This is a genomic window from Paenibacillus sp. Z3-2, assembly GCF_054161325.1.
This window is the reverse complement of the sequence record NZ_CP096397.1, coordinates 4657099-4673945: the sequence shown is the minus strand read 5'-3', so window position 1 is coordinate 4673945 and position 16847 is coordinate 4657099. Positions and strand designations below refer to the sequence as shown.

The window sequence follows — 16847 nt, the reverse complement described above, 5'->3', positions numbered from 1 at the left end:
AGACAAAAAATAGTAGAGTGACGGGAGGCAAAGCATATGTCCAGATTCGGTAAAAGACTGTTATCCATTGCTGTATTAATGTTGCTGGGTGTTTTGTTCGGAATGCAGTTGGCTGGCAGTAACTTTCATATCGGTAATCCGTCAGGTGCCACACCAACCGCCGTGACAACAGAGCGAGCGACATCGGTTACCGAATCTGTTCAGACTGCACCTGTCCAAAAGGAAGTCAAAGAACCACCATTTGAACCTGTACAATCACCAAGCCAAGTGCTTGGGGCAGATCAGAATAAAGCTCCGGTTGATGTACTGGCAGACAAAACGGCTGGACTATTGCAAAATCTGTCTCACAGTGGAATCAAGTGGGTGGTCTCTCTTTTTAGCGGAGTTGCTGAATAAAATACCATGATTTAAAGGTACAATATAACCTCTGGGAGTGAATGATCACACTTTATTATAAAAGTTAAGACATCACGGGATTGATGCACTCTGCATCAACTGTTATAATGAAGTGATTGACACTAGGCTGTTTCTGGGGGTAAGGAATGACTGATATTCGGGCAAGACAACGTAAAATTCGTAACTTTTCTATTATTGCACATATAGATCACGGCAAATCAACACTTGCGGACCGGATCTTGGAGTACACAGGTGCGCTCACTTCACGTGAAATGCAGGATCAAGTTCTGGATAAGATGGATCTTGAACGCGAACGTGGAATAACGATCAAGCTACAAGCAGTTGCTCTGAGCTACAAAGCTGATGACGGTGAAGAGTACTTATTGAATCTGATTGATACACCGGGACACGTAGACTTCACGTATGAAGTATCACGCAGTCTTGCTGCATGTGAAGGGGCTCTGCTGGTTGTGGATGCGGCTCAGGGAATTGAAGCCCAAACACTTGCCAACGTGTATCTGGCATTGGATAACAACCTTGAAATTTTACCGGTTATCAACAAAATTGACCTTCCGAGCGCTGATCCTGAACGGGTGAAGCAGGAAGTGGAAGATGTTATTGGTTTGGATACGAGCAACGCTGTTCTGGCTTCGGCCAAGTCGGGTATCGGGATCAAAGAGATTCTGGAGCAAGTGGTGCAAAGTGTTCCGGCACCTACTGGTGACCCGGATCAACCGCTGAAAGCGCTGATTTTCGACTCGCATTATGACCCGTACAAAGGTGTAATCGTATACGTACGTGTTGTTGATGGCAAAATCAAATCCGGTTCCAAAATCAAAATGATGGCAACAGGTAAATCATTTGAAGTCATTGAAGTTGGCGCGTTCAAACCTCGCATGACCATCGTGGACGAGCTGAACGTGGGTGATGTTGGATTTATTGTTGCCGGTATTCGGCATGTAGGCGATACACAAGTCGGGGATACCGTGACAGATGCCAAAAATCCAACACCGGAACCTCTGCCGGGTTATCGTAAAATTAACCCAATGGTGTATTGTGGTCTCTATCCGATCGAAACATCGGACTATGTTGATCTGCGTGAAGCGTTGGAGAAATTGCAGTTGAACGATGCGTCTCTCAGCTTTGAGCCGGAAACATCCAGTGCACTCGGTTTTGGATTCCGTTGTGGATTCCTTGGACTGCTTCACATGGACGTTATCCAGGAGCGGATCGAGCGGGAGTTTAACATTCCGTTGATCACAACGGCCCCAAGTGTAATCTATCACGTCACCTTAACCAATGGTGAAGTGATGAAAATCGACAACCCATCCAACTATCCTGAGGTGGGACGGATTGATTACGTCGAGGAACCATACGTCAAGGCAGATATTATCGTACCGAATGATTATGTAGGTACCATTATGGAACTGTGTCAGAACAAACGCGGTGAATATGTGAATATGGAATATCTGGACACGACCAGGGTTACCATTACGTATGAGATTCCGTTGTCCGAGATTGTATATGACTTCTTCGACCAGTTGAAATCCGGTACCAAAGGATATGCATCCCTGGATTATGAGCTGTCCGGTTACCGTCAGTCCAATCTGGCGAAAATGGATATTGTACTCAATGGCGAACAGGTTGATGCTCTGTCCTTCATCGTTCACCGGGACCGTGCCTATAATCGCGGACGCATTGTCTGTGAGAAACTGCGCGAGCTGATTCCGCGGCAAATGTTCGAGGTGCCAATTCAGGCATCCGTGGGTACCAAGGTCGTTGCTCGTGAAACGGTAAAAGCAATGCGTAAAAACGTACTTGCCAAGTGTTATGGTGGTGACATCTCGCGGAAACGGAAACTGCTTGAGAAGCAGAAGGAAGGTAAGAAGCGGATGAAGCAGGTTGGTAACGTTGAGGTGCCGCAAGAGGCGTTCATGGCGGTACTGAAAATTGATGACTAATAATTCAATTTCGGGTACATCACAGAGTGTGTGTATCGAAATTGAATTGTTGCAAACATGGTTACAACACAAAATATTAAATAACTAAGCTGAAAGGGAAGCCGGATGGCTTTCCTTTTTTCAAATAGAGGGGGACTTGCCATGACATTGGCAGCACACAGCCGGAAGACAGGTGCGCCCCAAGCGGTGTATCTTCACATTCCCTTTTGCACGAATAAATGTTTTTATTGCGACTTTAACTCTTACGTTCTGAAAGATCAGCCCGTGATGCAATATCTCGAAGCGCTGGAACGGGAGATGGAACATACGGTTAAAGCAAATCCACCGGGTGAGATCAAGACCATATTTGTAGGTGGTGGTACGCCAACGGCTCTGAAATCGGATGAGATGGCGGTATTCCTTCGTTCAGTCAAAACGTATTTCCCGAATTGGGCGGACGACATCGAATTTTCGATGGAGGCCAACCCGGGAACAACGGATGCAGAGAAGCTCATTGCGATGAAAGAAGGCGGAGTCAATCGCGTCAGTTTTGGCGTACAGGCTTTTCAGAATGATCTGTTGACAGGCATTGGCCGTATCCATAATACGGATGATGTATATCGCAGTCTGGAGAATGCTCGCAAAGCAGGCTTGAATAACCTCTCCATTGACCTGATGTTCGGGTTGCCGAACCAGACCGTCGAGATGTTGAATGAGAGCATCGACAAAGCGCTGGAACTGGATCTGCCGCATTACTCCATCTACAGCCTTAAGGTAGAAGAAAATACACTTTTCCATACACTGTATCAGAAGAACCAGTTACCACTTCCTCATGAAGATGACGAGTTGGAAATGTATCTTCTATTAATGAAACGGATGAAAGAAGCAGGCTATGGACAATACGAGATCAGTAACTTTGCCAAGCCAGGCTTCGAGAGTCGTCACAATATTACCTACTGGCGTAATGAGGACTACTACGGTCTCGGTGCAGGTGCACATGGATATGTGGGCCGCGAACGGCATATGAATATTAAAGGTATAAATCCTTATGTTGAAGCTTCACGTGCAGGACTGCCTCGTCTGGATCATTTCGAGATCGCTCGTCCGGAAGCCATGGAAGATTATCTGATGGTTGGACTGAGAATGCTGGAAGGCGCTTCAGCCTCACGGTTTAGCGAACAGTTTGGAGAGTCCATGGAAGAAGTGTTTGCGAAGCCTTTGGGCAAAATGCTTAACGCAGGATTGCTTGAGCGGACGGCAGACGGCTTCCGACTGAGTGAGCAGGGTATCCTGTTCGGAAATGACGTTTTTGCGGAGTTTATCGGGTCCATATCGCTGAATTCGTAGCTTGAAATTCTATACGCTCTGTTGTATATTTATTCATATTGATTTTACAGAGCGTGTTATTTTAACAACTACGAAGTCAGCTTTCCTCTGGAAAGCTTGGTAATAGGAGGAGAGCAGGATGTCGGTAATATGCAGAAAAGCCGTGCCGGAAGATGTTGAACCACTGTATGAAATGATTAAGGGCTATGCAGAGCGTGGGATCATGCTTCCGCGATCACGGGAAATACTGCACCGACAGCTGGAGCACTTTGTTGTAGCCGAAGTCGATGGTGAAGTGGTGGGTTGCGGATCGCTTTGTCGTCTGGGGAATGATCTGGTGGAAGTCAGATCACTAGGTATTTCGGAAGGGCATAAAGGGCTAGGTATTGGCTCCCGATTGCTGGACCGGCTGGTAGAAGAAGCGGAGAAACAACAGATTCCGAAGGTTATGGCGTTAACCTATGAAGTGTCCTTCTTTCTCAAAAACGGATTTGCCGTTGTGGAAAAAGAGATTTTCCCCGAGAAAGTATGGACCGACTGTGTTCATTGCAGCAAGCAGGATTGCTGTGATGAGATCGCCGTATTAAAAGAGCTTAACGTATCGGCCTAACAACAGAATGGACTGCATGGATCGAGCCGAGTCAACCTCTGCCCAACATGCAGTCCTTTTTACTTCAAACTATCTTCAGTAAAGTTGTTAGTACACCACGACATTGGTCTATACTATAAATAGATGAGCCCACTCATCAAACTCACTTGACAATGTTCACGTCAGTTTGGTATTTTTGTATTACCGCTTAGCACTCATCTAACCGGAGTGCTAACGACATGGGACAGTACAGTCAGAAGGAGGGAATACTCACCATGTTAACAGAGCGTCAACGAATGATTCTGAACGCTATAGTGGATGACTATATCCGTTCAGCTGAGCCCGTAGGGTCCCGGAGCATTTCCAAAAGGGGAGATGTTGGATACAGTCCGGCGACGATCCGTAATGAAATGGCGGACCTTGAAGATATGGGTTTCCTGGAACAGCCGCATACATCGGCAGGACGCATTCCTTCCCATAAAGGCTATCGATATTATGTCGATCATTTGGTTCCTTGGAATCAGGTGGAGCCCCAAGAGTTGGATGATCTGAAGTCGTTTTTCGCCGAAAAACTGAACGTCATGGAACAAGTTATTCAGCATGCATCCAATATTTTGTCACATATGACAAATTATACTTCGATCCTGCTTGGACCGGAAGTATTCCATACGTCCCTGCGCCACTTCCAATTGCTTCCGCTGAACGAGAGTGAAGCTGTGGCAATCATTGTGACCAATACCGGTCAGGTGGAGAACAAGACGGTCCAGATTCCGCCAGAAATCTCGGTAGCCGAGATGGAGAATGTGGTTCGACTGTTGAACACCAAGCTGGTTGGGGTGCCAATTTACAAATTGAAATCCCGTCTCTATACCGAACTTGGGCAAGAGATGGAACGGCATATTACACGTTATGAGGAAGTTATGCAGGTGCTGAACAGTGCCTTTGACAATGAACATGATAATCGTCTGTTCCTCAGCGGTGCCACCAACATGTTGACTCAACCGGAGTTTAAAGATATCGAAAAGGTAAAAGATATTCTTGATCTGCTTGAGGAGACACCAACACTCATGAAATTGATGATGCCCGTGCCGGGTGGATCTGGTATTCAGGTGCGAATAGGCACCGAGAATGACCATGAAGCCTTTGCAAACTGCAGCCTGATTACAGCATCCTATTCATTGGACGGCGAGGCTTTGGGTTCAATCGGTATTCTGGGACCCACGCGGATGGATTACGCACGTGTCATTCATATTCTAAATACACTATCCCGTGATTTGACGGCGATGCTGACGCATCGTTTCAAATAAGAGACGGGAATGAACCATTTCATTCGCATAAGGAGGTGAACATCTTGAAAGAGGAGCAATCATTTACAGAAGAACAAGAGGTAACAGCAGCTGAGCAGGAGCCTGTCAATGAAGCTGGCGCTGCAGAAGCACAAGCTGAAGAGATCGCTGAGCAGGAGCAGGATGAGCTTGCACGTCTGAAGGCAGAAGCTGAGGAACAACAGCAGCGTTATGTCCGTGCACAGGCTGATTTTGATAACTTCCGTCGTCGTACACAGAAGGAAAAAGAGGAATTGGCTAAATACGCTTCGATGAAGCTGGTCACCGAACTGGTACCGGTTATTGATAACTTCGAGCGTGCAATGGCTACTGTACCGGAAGGAACAGAGTCCGAATCTTTCTCCAAAGGTATCCAAATGATTTTCCGTCAATTGGAAACTGTGATGACGAATGAAGGTCTGACGGCGATGGAATCGGTAGGACAACCGTTCAATCCTGAATTCCACCAAGCAATCATGCAAGTGGAGAGCGACGAGTACGAAGAAGGTATCGTTGTTGAGGAAGTCCAAAAAGGCTACATGCTGAAGGATAAAGTGCTTCGTCCGGCTATGGTTAAAGTTAGCTCATAATTTCCATACAGGAAAGAATGAGTCAGCTCCATGGTTGAATAATGTGGTCGAAGCTTAATATAAAGGTTTGTACACATAGAGCACGATTAGCAACATGAACATCCAATAAGGGTCATACCTGACCCATTCATTTTAAATTGTCGAGGAGGAAATTTTTCCATGAGTAAAGTAATCGGTATTGACTTAGGAACCACAAACTCATGCGTAGCGGTAATGGAAGGCGGCGAGGCTGTCGTAATTCCAAATCCCGAGGGCGCACGTACAACCCCATCCGTAGTAGGTTTCAAAAAAGATGGAGAGCGTGTTGTTGGTGAAACAGCAAAACGTCAAGCGATCACGAATCCGGATCGTACCATCATGTCGATCAAACGTCACATGGGTACTTCCCACAAAGAAACAATCGATAGCAAAGACTACTCCGCACAAGAGATCTCTGCAATCATCCTGCAAAAATTGAAATCCGATGCTGAGGCTTATCTGGGTCAAACGGTAACTCAAGCAGTTATCACTGTACCAGCTTACTTCAATGACAGTCAGCGTCAAGCGACTAAAGATGCGGGTAAAATTGCAGGTTTGGAAGTTCTGCGTATCGTCAACGAGCCAACAGCAGCAGCTTTGGCATACGGTATGGAGAAATCCGAAGACCAAACCATTCTCGTATATGACCTGGGTGGCGGTACGTTCGACGTATCCATTCTTGAACTGGGTGACGGCTTCTTCGAAGTTAAAGCAACTAGCGGGGACAACCAACTGGGCGGGGATGACTTTGACCAAGTGATCATCGATTATCTCGTAAGTGAATTCAAAAAAGATCAAGGCATTGACTTGAGTAAAGATAAAGCAGCGGTTCAACGTTTGAAAGATGCAGCGGAAAAAGCGAAAAAAGAACTTTCCGGCGTATTGACTACAACGATCTCCTTGCCGTTCATCACTGTTGCTGATGGCGTTCCTCAGCATTTGGAGTTGAACCTGAGCCGTGCGAAATTTGAAGAAATCTCTGAAGGTCTGGTTGAGCGTACGCTCGAACCAACTCGTCGTGCATTGAGCGATGCGGGTATGACGGCTAACGATATCGACAAGATTGTATTGGTTGGTGGTTCCACGCGTATTCCTGCAGTACAAGAAGCGATCAAAAAACTGACTGGTAAAGAGCCTCACAAAGGCGTTAACCCGGATGAAGTTGTAGCTTTGGGTGCTGCTGTACAAGCGGGTGTACTGACAGGTGATGTGAAAGACGTTGTATTGCTTGACGTAACTCCATTGTCCCTGGGTATCGAAACAGCGGGTGGCGTATTCACTAAAATGATCGAGCGTAACACAACGATCCCTACAAGCAAATCTCAAGTATTCTCCACATATGCAGACAATCAACCAAGCGTTGAGATTCATGTTCTGCAAGGTGAGCGCGAGATGGCAGCGGGTAACAAATCGCTTGGACGTTTTATGTTGGGTGATATTCCACCAGCTCCACGTGGCGTTCCACAGATCGAAGTTAGCTTCGATATTGATGCCAATGGTATCGTTAACGTATCTGCAACAGATAAAGGTACAAACAAAACTCAAAAAATCACAATCACTTCTTCCAGCGGTTTGAGCGATGCTGAAGTTGAGCAAATGATGAAAGATGCTGAGCTGCACGCTGAAGAAGATAAAAAACGCAGAGAGCTCGTTGAAGCGAAAAACAGTGCAGATCAATTGATCTACTCTGTTGACAAAACGATCAAAGATCTTGGCGAAAAAGCTGATGCTGGCGAAGTTGAAAAAGCAAATGCAGCCAAAGAAAAACTGCAAGGCGTTTTGGCTTCCGACAACCTGGAAGACATCAAAGCCGCTACAGAAGAACTGACAGAGATCGTTCAACAACTGTCCGTGAAGTTGTATGAGCAAGCACAGGCGCAAGAGCAAGAAGCACAAGGTGCTGAAGAGCAACAAGGTTCCGCAAAACGTGACAACGTTGTAGACGCTGATTACGAAGTTGTGGATGAAGATAAAAAACAAAACTAATTCGTAGTTCTACGCGAATTAAACATCGGTGACGTTCGAATTAGAGGGAAAGTCATAGCCGGGGCTCCCGTGCTTTGGCTTTCCTTTTGTCACGATGTGCGATAAGGTGAATGATATGGGGGTGGAAGAGTGGCTGAAAAGCGTGATTATTATGAGGTGCTTGGCGTAAGTAAAACGGCTAACGACGATGAGATTAAAAAGGCTTACCGTAAGCTTGCCCGTCAGTATCACCCTGACGTAAACAAGGCTGCTGATGCGGAAGCTAAATTTAAAGAAGTTAAAGAAGCTTATGATGTCGTGAGTGACGGTCAGAAGCGTGCACAGTATGACCAATATGGTCATGTCGATCCGAATCAGGGTGGATTCGGTGGTGGCGGTGATTTTGGCGGCGGCGGATTTGGCGACATCTTCGACATGTTCTTTGGTGGCGGTGGCGGCGGACGACGTGATCCAAATGCTCCGCAACGGGGGAATGACCTGCAGTACACGATGACCATTGAATTCAAGGAAGCAGTATTCGGGAAAGAAACCGATATTACGATTCCACGTACCGAAGGCTGTGATACCTGTCATGGCTCAGGTGCCAAACCTGGAACGAAACCGGAAACATGCTCGGTCTGCCAAGGTAGCGGTCAGCAGGAAGTCGTGCAAAATACACCGTTTGGTCGTATGGTTAATCGTCGTGCATGTTCGAACTGTAGTGGTTCGGGCCAGATCATCAAAGAAAAATGTACGACGTGTAGCGGTAGCGGTAAAGTCCGCAAGCAACGCAAAATCCATGTTCGCATTCCAGCGGGTGTAGATGATGGCGCGCAACTGCGTATGACAGGCGAGGGCGAGGGCGGTCTGCGTGGCGGACCAGCGGGAGATCTGTATATTGTCATCCGCGTGAAATCACATGATTTCTTCGAGCGTGAAGGCGACGATATTTATTGTGAAATCCCACTCACCTTTGCCCAGGCAGCTCTGGGAGATGAAGTTGAGATCCCGACGTTGACCGAGAAAGTGAAGTTGAAAGTACCAGCCGGTACACAAACGGGAACGTATTTCCGTCTCAAAGGCAAAGGTGTACCACGCCTGCGCGGTATGGGGCAAGGGGATCAGCATGTGAAAGTGGTTGTGGTTACACCTAGTAAGCTGAATGACGAGCAGAAAGATCTGCTTCGCCAGATTGCTGCGCTGGATGGAGAGCAAACACATGAGCATGAGCAATCCTTCTTTGACAGAGTGAAACGCGCCTTCCGTGGCGACTGAGGATAAAATATAGCAAGCCTAAAAGGACACCGCAGCGGTTTTTACCGCAGGGTGTCCTTTTTTGCATGCCCTTTGGAGTGGCTATCCACTGGTTTTGGCAAAATCCATGGATTTAGGATACGAAGAACGGCAGCAAATTGTGGGAGCATTCGGTATATTCTGAGCGAACTTGCGGAAAGATAGCATGGCGAGAATGATATGCATAGCTGTTATGCGAGAAATTAGGGAAGCAGGTGAAGCGGATGACCGAGAAAAATATTTTGGCGTACTTTAACAGCCCGGAGCAAGCTCAAGGGGCAGCCAAAAAACTGGAGGCATTGCGAGTGGAGGACCTGTCGATTAATCGATTCAGCCGATATGCGGGTGTAGGACCAAGCGGGGCTTCCTACAAGCCGGGCGTTTCCGGCAGTTTTTCATCATGGGTGCCCGATTCAATGCAAACGAATGCCAGTGCTGGAATCATGGCTGCGGCGGACCCTTCTGCAAGCGGCATGAGTGATGGTGGACAGGGTGGACCTACAGGAAGAGACGTATTACTAACTGTCGTCGTAGATGAGTCGGTACATCACCGTGCTATGTCCATTATCGAACAAGCCGGTGGAATGATCTAGTTTCAGGAAATCTATATAAGATGAACAGAGAATTACACTTTAACACGTATTAGTTCATTTTAATTTGAGGGAGGAACATAACAATGGCAGAACACGAACGCCCAGGCAAGATTCTCACGAAAACGGAAAAGATGAAACGATTGCAGTCCGCCAAAAATGAAGACGTGGAATTCAGCGCTGAAGCTGCGGATCATGAAGATATAGAGGCACTACGCCGCAGTGAAGCGGCTGATCGACGTCAGGGACGGGAGCTTCATGACTGAAGATCGCTCGGCAGTGACCCTCGAAGCTGTTTTTACCAGCTGGACTGAGGCGGAGTCTGCACGCAGAGCCCTGGAATTGTTGCACCCGAACCAATTAAGTATCGAGAGCGTTAGCAATGAAGCGTCTGCATTGGACTCACACGATGTTACGGGCTCCGATAGTTCTCCTACGGCCGTCGTCGGAGGATTCAGTGGTGAACTGAACGTACTTGCCCTGATTAGTGATGAAACGGAAATGTTATCAAATGGTCAGGTCTATGATACGCCCGAAGAGGATTCGGCAAACAGGCTAAAACAAGAGATATTGCTGACTGTTTCCGTCTCCAACGATTCGTTACCGCAAGCCGCAGAGATGATCACTCAGAACGGTGGACGTTTTTGCTAAATGAGCATTTTGCATAAACCCCGTGAGCGATATGATTCGAATTATGTAAAATGCTTAAGTAAGTGAAACTGATAATGATCATTACACGACAGGATATTCGAGCGGTCAAGCTGCGGATATCCTGTTTTGTTTTTCTTTTACTGATGCGGCTTTGTACTCCGGCTCGCTTGTGTAGTACAATAGTTGGGATGTTTGAAAAATGAGGAGGAAAAACCAAGTATGTTATGGCATGAACTAACAATACATACCACAGAAGAAGCTGTGGAGATGATTTCGAATTTTTTACATGAAGCGGGTGCTGGAGGGGTTTCGATTGAAGAGTCCGGTACTTTAAATAAAAAACGGGACACGACATATGGTGAGTTATACGACGTTCCTTTGAATGATATTCCTGAAGGCTTTGCGGTCATCAAAGGGTACTTCTCCGAAGGTACGGATATGGTTGCATTGCAGTCAGAAGTTAACCCGAGAATTGAGGAACTCTCTGAATTCGGAATTGATACGGGTGAGGTTCGTTATGAGACGCGTACAGTGGACGAAAATGACTGGGCAACGGCCTGGAAGCAATATTTCAAGCCGGTACGTGTATCAGAACGTCTGACGATTAAACCAACGTGGGAAGAGTATACGCCAGAAAGTCCGGATGAGAAAATTATTGAGCTTGATCCAGGCATGGCATTTGGTACAGGAACTCATCCAACGACTTCACTCTGCTTGCGCACACTGGAAACGGTTATTCAAGGCGGCGAGGAAATCATTGACGTAGGTACAGGTTCTGGCATTTTGGCAATTGGAGCGATAAAGCTTGGCGCTAAACATGTGTTGGCGCTCGATCTGGATCCAGTTGCGGTAATCAGTGCCAGGGAGAATGTGGAACTGAATGGGCTGGAGCAACAAATTACGGTTAAAGAGAGTGATCTGCTGTCCGTCCTTGGGAATCAGGACCCTGCACTTGGAGTACAACTGCCTGTTAAGGTTGTGGTTGCTAACATTTTGGCAGAAATCATTTTATTGTTCGTGGACGATGTCTATAATGCACTTGAGTCTGGGGGTACTTATATTGTATCGGGCATTTGGAAGAACAAAGAGCAGGTTGTGCATGATGCACTGGTAGCCTCCGGGTTTGAAGTGAGTGCCATCCACCGTGATGAGGATTGGCTGGCGTATGTAGCCAGAAAGGGGTAACGTATGGACTTTTGGAATTCGTTCTTTCGTTATCCGATCGATCAGCTGCCATTCTTCCTGCTGACCATTCTGATCGCATTTACGGTGCATGAATTCTCGCATGCATATTTCGCCAACAAATTCGGTGATCCGACAGCCAAGCTGTTGGGTCGGGTCACGCTCAATCCAGTTGTGCACTTTGACTTGTTTGGTGTGCTGTTGCTCATTATAGCCGGCTTTGGTTGGGCGCGTCCGGTTCCGGTTAACCGGGCTAACTTCGACAAGCCTAGATTGATGGGCATCATCGTATCCGCAGCAGGGCCTCTGAGCAATCTGTTGCTCGCGATCATCGGTACAATCATCTATGCTTCACTGGTTGGTTCGGGAGCACTCGGCGGCATTGATAATGAGCGGTTGCTGACAGCAATCACGACGTTCTTCGCTATTTTTAACCTAACAAACTTTTTCCTGTTCCTGTTTAACTTGATTCCGTTGCCCCCGCTGGATGGTTATCGGATTCTAGAAGATGTACTGCCACCTTCAATCAGCCGCAAGCTGCAAGGTGTGGAGCAATGGTCCATTTTTATCTTCCTATTGATTCTTGTTATACCTCCGTTGCAAAATGCGACGATTCAACCTTTGTATGAGTTTGCGCAAACAATGTATGTGGATCTGGCAAAGCTGGTTATTGAATTATATCGCTAAAAGCGCATTGTGTTATGGACTGGAATACTGGTCAGAAACACGTAAAAGTTGTATGATCATCTGTGGCGATTGGATTCACGCCTGTCATCAGGCGGGGTGAATTCCAGTCATAACAGGACAGAATGGGTGGATTGACTAATGCAGCGATATTTTGTATCTGCAGAACAGTTTAATGAACATGCTGTGATCATCACAGGTGATGATGCACGCCATATCGGCAAGGTTATGCGTGGTAAACCTGGAGATAAACTGATTGTCAGTGACGGAGACTCCAGAGAAGCACTAGTGGAAATTGAAAGTATTGAAGCAGGCCAAGTGACGGCCAATATTGTAGATTCTTTGGTTATGGACCATGAAGCGCGAATTCGCGTAACCGTGGCACAGAGCTTACCCAAAGGCGACAAGATGGAGACAGTCATCCAGAGATGTACCGAGATTGGGGCAGTATCATTTGTACCCTTCCTATCAGAACGTACGATTGTGCAATATGATGCCAAGAAAGAAGGCAAACGGTTGGAGCGGTGGCGGAAAATTGCCAAGGAAGCTGCCGAACAGAGTCACCGGAATCGCATTCCATCCGTGGAGCAGCCACTTTCCTGGAAAGGGCTGTTATCTTCTTTTGAGGGCTATAGCCTGGTATGTTATTGTTATGAGAAAGAAAACGGTAAGCAGCTGAGAGACGCGCTGAAACCGTTTGTTGAGCAACTTGCACCTGATGCAAGTGCAGAAGTTTTGATCGTTGTTGGACCGGAAGGTGGATTTTCTGAGAAGGAGACGGCAGAGGCCGATCAGGCAGGTGCTGTATCTGTTGGACTGGGCAAGCGCATTTTGCGTGCCGAGACAGCTGGAATGGCGGCACTCACTTGTGTGCTATATGAATCCGGAGAAATGGGAGGAATGTAATTATGCCATCCGTGGCGTTTTACACCTTAGGCTGCAAAGTTAATTTCTATGATACAGAGGCGATTTGGCAATTGTTCAAAAACGAAGGATACGATCAAGTGGACTTTGACGAACAGACAGCAGATGTATACTTGATTAATACTTGTACAGTAACCAATACCGGCGACAAAAAGAGCCGTCAAATTATTCGTCGTGCCATTCGGCGCAACCCGGAGGCCATTGTGGCTGTTACAGGCTGCTATGCGCAGACTTCTCCGGCAGAGATTCTGGACATCCCTGGCGTAGATTTGGTTATCGGTACACAGGACCGTGACAAGATTCTGCCATATGTCAATGAGATTCAGGAGTCCCGGCAACCTGTTAACGCAGTGCGTAATATTATGAAAACCCGTGTGTTTGAAGAGATGGATGTACCTGATTTTGCTGATCGTACCCGAGCTTTCCTGAAAATTCAGGATGGATGCAATAACTTTTGCACGTTTTGCATTATTCCGTGGTCACGTGGATTGTCTCGTAGCCGAGAATCCAACAGTATCATCCAACAGGCACATCAACTCGTACACGCCGGATATAAGGAAATTGTCCTTACAGGTATTCATACAGGTGGATATGGGGATGACATGGAGAACTATGATCTAACTGATCTGCTGTGGGATTTGGATAAAGTAGAGGGCCTGGAGCGTATTCGAATCAGTTCGATTGAAGCCAGCCAGATCGATGATCGCATGCTCGACGTGATTAAACGTTCTGATAAACTCGTTCGTCACTTTCATATTCCGCTGCAAGCTGGCGATGATACGGTATTAAAACGCATGCGTCGCAAGTATACGACAGAAGAGTTCTACAACAAAATGCTTCGCATTCGGGAAGCGATGCCAGATGTGGCGATTACGACTGACATTATTGTTGGATTTCCGGGTGAGACGGATGAAATGTACAGTAATGGCTATGAGTTGATGCGAAAAATCGGTTTTTCCGAAATGCACGTATTCCCTTATTCCAAACGTACGGGTACTCCTGCAGCACGGATGGAAGATCAGGTGGATGAAGAGGTCAAAAATGCACGTGTGCATGAACTCATTGAATTGTCTGAGCAGATGCAACTGGAGTACGCCAAACAGTTTGTCGGACAGGTACTGGATGTTATTCCCGAAGGTGAAGCCAAAGGCCGCGAGGGAAGTGGCAAGCTGCACGGATATAGCGACAATTACATTCAGCTGGTCTTTGACGGTACCATGGATATGGTCGGTAAAGTATGCCGAGTCAAATTGGTTGAAGCTGGCGTGAACGAAAGTCAGGCTACGCTGGTACGTGTATTGGAAGATAATCTCAAGTCCGCCGCGATGTAATCGAGGCGTCAGAAACAAGGATTTCATTTCCTTGGGGAGCTTACCCGTGGAGATGAGGTCCTTCTTTTGCGAAAAATAAGATACAGATATCGAAGTATGGGGGAGAGCACGATGAACAAAAAAGAAATTTCAGCAGGCGGAGTTGTTTATAGAACAGGGGAAGACGGACGTCTTCAAATTCAGCTTATCGTAGATCGTTACGGTAAAACGACTCTCGCCAAGGGCAAAATGGAAGATGGGGAAACGGTTGAACAGACCGCACTGCGCGAGATTCTGGAAGAGACGGGTATGGTCGGTCGCATTGTGGAGCCGGTTAATATTATCGCCTATACGTACCAACATGCAGAGTTTGGCCCGGTAGATAAGGAAGTTCATTACTATCTCGTTGAAGCCGAGAGTGGTGATTTACAGCCTCAGATTGAAGAGATTAAGGGTGTGGACTGGTATGCTCCGGAAGAAGCATGGTCCCTACAGCAGCAGAGTGGATATGATAATAACGATGACATCTTGCGTGTAGCACTGAACAAGTTGGGTGTTAACGTATAACAAATTATTGTTCTAGTCAGTTAGCCGCGCGTTCTATAGGTTTGGATAGGCAGATCATCAAGCCACGGGTGACTTCGCCGCGGGGGCGTGGACCGGTGGTTTTTTGTGCCAGATTGGCAAGTAACAGAACGGCAAAGCAAGCAGTGAACTGGTGATGTTAAAAAGGGTCTGGGCATGCGCGATCTGTGCCCCATTGTCCGCTGACAGCCAAGCCGAAGCTGCATGCAGCTGGCCGATCAGCGGCATGAACAACAGTGCTCCCGCAATGTTTAATACAACATGGGAGGCTGCGACAAATTTGCCTGCGGATGCTCCGCCCGCGGCAGCAATTACAGCAGTGATGCAGGTCCCCACGTTGGACCCGATCACAATGGCGATACCGATCTCCACAGGTAATACCCCTGTGGCTGCGAGCGTAATCGCCATGCTAATGACAGCCGCGCTGCTGTGAATGAGCGCCGTGAGACAAGCGCCTGCCAGGAAGCCCCACCACAAGCTGTCGGCCGAGCGGTCGAGAAACCATTGAAATACGCCCATGCTCCGCAGTGGCAAGGCAATGGATTGCATGACCTGAATGCCTGTCATGACAAGTGCAAATCCGGCAGCTGCGAGGAAGCTGTATTGGATGTTAAACAGAGTCTGCCGCGTGCGTTCAGGAGCGGCTAGATTGCGTTCACCAAGTACAACAAACATGGCCCAGCCCGTCAGCGACAGGACAAGCAGGGGCAGGGAAGCACGTCCGATCTGCAGACCTACCAGCTCCGTTGTCAGGCATGTCCCGATGTTGGTGCCAAGGATGATGCCGAGTGTGCGTCCATAGGTGATCAATCTGGCATTAGCCAGTCCAATGGTGAGTACGGTGACCGCAGTACTGCTCTGCAACAGGGCCGTTGCCCCTGCGCTGAAGGCCATGCCTTTCCAGGGAGCAGAGGTAGCTCGATTGAGCCAACCTGCCAGCATGGGCCCAGCCATGCGCTGCAAGGCGGTTTCCATCAACTTCATGCCACCAAAAAAGATAATAAGCCCATATAGTAGGGGCAATATAACATCTCTAAACATAAAAATATCATTCCTTCCGTTCCGGTTCCTTAACTCATCCTATGAGTAAATAAAGACAACCATGACAAGCCTAAAGGAATTCAGAGGGAAGCGAACCTTAATCCCCCCCATTCGAAAGATACGGTGATTCGAGCAAACGTAGCGAAGAAGACGAAATTGTTACCGAAGAAGCGAAGCGCTCGCCTTTATCCCCGGATTTTCCCTTTGAGAAAAGGGAGTTCAAAAAATCTGGGGATAACAGCGATCAGAGGAACAATTCGTCGCCGTAGCGTCACTTAACTGCCGCACCCCAATTCGAAAGATACGGTGATTCGTGCAAGCGTAGTGGAGGGGACGAAATCGAATCTGAAGAAGCGAAGCGTGCGCCTTTGTCTCCGGATTTTCCCTTTAAGAAAGGGAATCAAAAAAATCTGGAGGCAACAGCGATCGGAAGATCGA

17 protein-coding genes are annotated in these 16847 nt (G+C 47.4%); 16 read left to right on the top strand and 1 reads right to left on the bottom strand.

All coding sequences use genetic code 11. The features are described 5' to 3' along the window. Positions 1 to 36: 36 nt before the first annotated feature. From M1D71_RS20875 to M1D71_RS20800, 16 genes are all read left to right on the top strand, one after another. Positions 37 to 396 (top strand): hypothetical protein, encoded by a 360-nt coding sequence (locus M1D71_RS20875; RefSeq protein ID WP_458123480.1) that lies wholly within the window; start codon positions 37 to 39, stop codon positions 394 to 396. Positions 397 to 542: 146 nt separating this feature from the next. Then, positions 543 to 2357, top strand: a complete 1815-nt coding sequence (lepA, locus tag M1D71_RS20870; protein ID WP_145323302.1) for a translation elongation factor 4 — start codon at positions 543 to 545, stop codon at positions 2355 to 2357. A 141-nt stretch (positions 2358 to 2498) separates the two neighbouring features. Further along, positions 2499 to 3683 (top strand): radical SAM family heme chaperone HemW, encoded by a 1185-nt coding sequence (gene hemW / locus M1D71_RS20865; RefSeq protein ID WP_458123479.1) that lies wholly within the window; start codon positions 2499 to 2501, stop codon positions 3681 to 3683. A gap of 118 nt (positions 3684 to 3801) precedes the next feature. Further along, positions 3802 to 4272, top strand: coding sequence for an N-acetyltransferase (locus M1D71_RS20860; protein WP_017687214.1), 471 nt, complete (start codon positions 3802 to 3804; stop codon positions 4270 to 4272). Between the two features lie 254 nt (positions 4273 to 4526). Then, on the top strand, positions 4527 to 5558 hold the full coding sequence (hrcA, locus tag M1D71_RS20855; protein ID WP_036615092.1) for a heat-inducible transcriptional repressor HrcA: 1032 nt from the start codon (positions 4527 to 4529) through the stop codon (positions 5556 to 5558). Between the two features lie 44 nt (positions 5559 to 5602). Beyond that, complete coding sequence (gene grpE, locus M1D71_RS20850) at positions 5603 to 6166, top strand: nucleotide exchange factor GrpE (protein ID WP_458123478.1); 564 nt, start codon at positions 5603 to 5605, stop codon at positions 6164 to 6166. A gap of 159 nt (positions 6167 to 6325) precedes the next feature. Then, entirely contained in the window at positions 6326 to 8170 is a 1845-nt protein-coding gene (gene dnaK, locus M1D71_RS20845; RefSeq protein ID WP_062835522.1) for a molecular chaperone DnaK, read from the top strand. 129 nt (positions 8171 to 8299) lie between these two features. Then, a complete protein-coding gene (gene dnaJ / locus M1D71_RS20840; RefSeq protein WP_062835521.1) occupies positions 8300 to 9424 on the top strand; it encodes a molecular chaperone DnaJ in 1125 nt (374 codons plus the stop codon). A gap of 242 nt (positions 9425 to 9666) precedes the next feature. Continuing rightward, positions 9667 to 10035, top strand: a complete 369-nt coding sequence (locus M1D71_RS20835) for a hypothetical protein (protein ID WP_336761977.1) — start codon at positions 9667 to 9669, stop codon at positions 10033 to 10035. An 83-nt stretch (positions 10036 to 10118) separates the two neighbouring features. Then, positions 10119 to 10298: a YfhD family protein gene (locus M1D71_RS20830; RefSeq protein WP_062835520.1), complete on the top strand. Its 180-nt coding sequence runs from the start codon at positions 10119 to 10121 to the stop codon at positions 10296 to 10298. Next, the gene (locus tag M1D71_RS20825; protein WP_458123477.1) at positions 10291 to 10683 is read left to right on the top strand and encodes a hypothetical protein; all 393 of its coding nucleotides are present in this window, start codon (positions 10291 to 10293) and stop codon (positions 10681 to 10683) included. The genes M1D71_RS20830 and M1D71_RS20825 overlap by 8 nt, the downstream gene beginning before the upstream one ends. Before the next feature lie 219 nt (positions 10684 to 10902). Continuing rightward, the gene (prmA, locus tag M1D71_RS20820; protein WP_458123476.1) at positions 10903 to 11868 is read left to right on the top strand and encodes a 50S ribosomal protein L11 methyltransferase; all 966 of its coding nucleotides are present in this window, start codon (positions 10903 to 10905) and stop codon (positions 11866 to 11868) included. A gap of 3 nt (positions 11869 to 11871) precedes the next feature. Next, entirely contained in the window at positions 11872 to 12552 is a 681-nt protein-coding gene (locus M1D71_RS20815; RefSeq protein ID WP_458123475.1) for a site-2 protease family protein, read from the top strand. A 138-nt stretch (positions 12553 to 12690) separates the two neighbouring features. Further along, positions 12691 to 13455 (top strand): RsmE family RNA methyltransferase, encoded by a 765-nt coding sequence (locus tag M1D71_RS20810; protein WP_458123474.1) that lies wholly within the window; start codon positions 12691 to 12693, stop codon positions 13453 to 13455. Between the two features lie 2 nt (positions 13456 to 13457). Beyond that, positions 13458 to 14804 carry a tRNA (N(6)-L-threonylcarbamoyladenosine(37)-C(2))-methylthiotransferase MtaB gene (gene mtaB, locus M1D71_RS20805; protein ID WP_458123473.1) on the top strand — a complete coding sequence of 449 codons (1347 nt, stop codon included), beginning with the start codon at positions 13458 to 13460 and terminating at the stop codon, positions 14802 to 14804. Positions 14805 to 14915: 111 nt separating this feature from the next. Further along, on the top strand, positions 14916 to 15350 hold the full coding sequence (locus tag M1D71_RS20800; protein WP_458123472.1) for an NUDIX hydrolase: 435 nt from the start codon (positions 14916 to 14918) through the stop codon (positions 15348 to 15350). A 57-nt stretch (positions 15351 to 15407) separates the two neighbouring features. Here the strand turns inward: M1D71_RS20800 and M1D71_RS20795 are convergent, their stop codons facing one another. Next, positions 15408 to 16409, bottom strand: coding sequence for a Na/Pi cotransporter family protein (locus M1D71_RS20795; RefSeq protein WP_017687227.1), 1002 nt, complete (start codon positions 16407 to 16409; stop codon positions 15408 to 15410). Positions 16410 to 16847 lie beyond the last annotated feature (438 nt).

Excerpts from the sequence above, each read along its gene's own strand:
- mtaB (WP_458123473.1), top strand. The coding sequence starts at position 13,458 with ATGCCATCCGTGGCGTTTTACACCTTAGGCTGCAAAGTTAATTTCTAT.
- hemW (WP_458123479.1), top strand. The coding sequence starts at position 2,499 with ATGACATTGGCAGCACACAGCCGGAAGACAGGTGCGCCCCAAGCGGTG.
- M1D71_RS20875 (WP_458123480.1), top strand. The coding sequence starts at position 37 with ATGTCCAGATTCGGTAAAAGACTGTTATCCATTGCTGTATTAATGTTG.
- dnaK (WP_062835522.1), top strand. The coding sequence starts at position 6,326 with ATGAGTAAAGTAATCGGTATTGACTTAGGAACCACAAACTCATGCGTA.
- hrcA (WP_036615092.1), top strand. The coding sequence starts at position 4,527 with ATGTTAACAGAGCGTCAACGAATGATTCTGAACGCTATAGTGGATGAC.
- M1D71_RS20860 (WP_017687214.1), top strand. The coding sequence starts at position 3,802 with ATGTCGGTAATATGCAGAAAAGCCGTGCCGGAAGATGTTGAACCACTG.
- M1D71_RS20810 (WP_458123474.1), top strand. The coding sequence starts at position 12,691 with ATGCAGCGATATTTTGTATCTGCAGAACAGTTTAATGAACATGCTGTG.
- M1D71_RS20825 (WP_458123477.1), top strand. The coding sequence starts at position 10,291 with ATGACTGAAGATCGCTCGGCAGTGACCCTCGAAGCTGTTTTTACCAGC.
- M1D71_RS20795 (WP_017687227.1), bottom strand. The coding sequence starts at position 16,409 with ATGTTTAGAGATGTTATATTGCCCCTACTATATGGGCTTATTATCTTT.
- M1D71_RS20815 (WP_458123475.1), top strand. The coding sequence starts at position 11,872 with ATGGACTTTTGGAATTCGTTCTTTCGTTATCCGATCGATCAGCTGCCA.
- M1D71_RS20830 (WP_062835520.1), top strand. The coding sequence starts at position 10,119 with ATGGCAGAACACGAACGCCCAGGCAAGATTCTCACGAAAACGGAAAAG.
- lepA (WP_145323302.1), top strand. The coding sequence starts at position 543 with ATGACTGATATTCGGGCAAGACAACGTAAAATTCGTAACTTTTCTATT.
- prmA (WP_458123476.1), top strand. The coding sequence starts at position 10,903 with ATGTTATGGCATGAACTAACAATACATACCACAGAAGAAGCTGTGGAG.
- M1D71_RS20800 (WP_458123472.1), top strand. The coding sequence starts at position 14,916 with ATGAACAAAAAAGAAATTTCAGCAGGCGGAGTTGTTTATAGAACAGGG.
- M1D71_RS20835 (WP_336761977.1), top strand. The coding sequence starts at position 9,667 with ATGACCGAGAAAAATATTTTGGCGTACTTTAACAGCCCGGAGCAAGCT.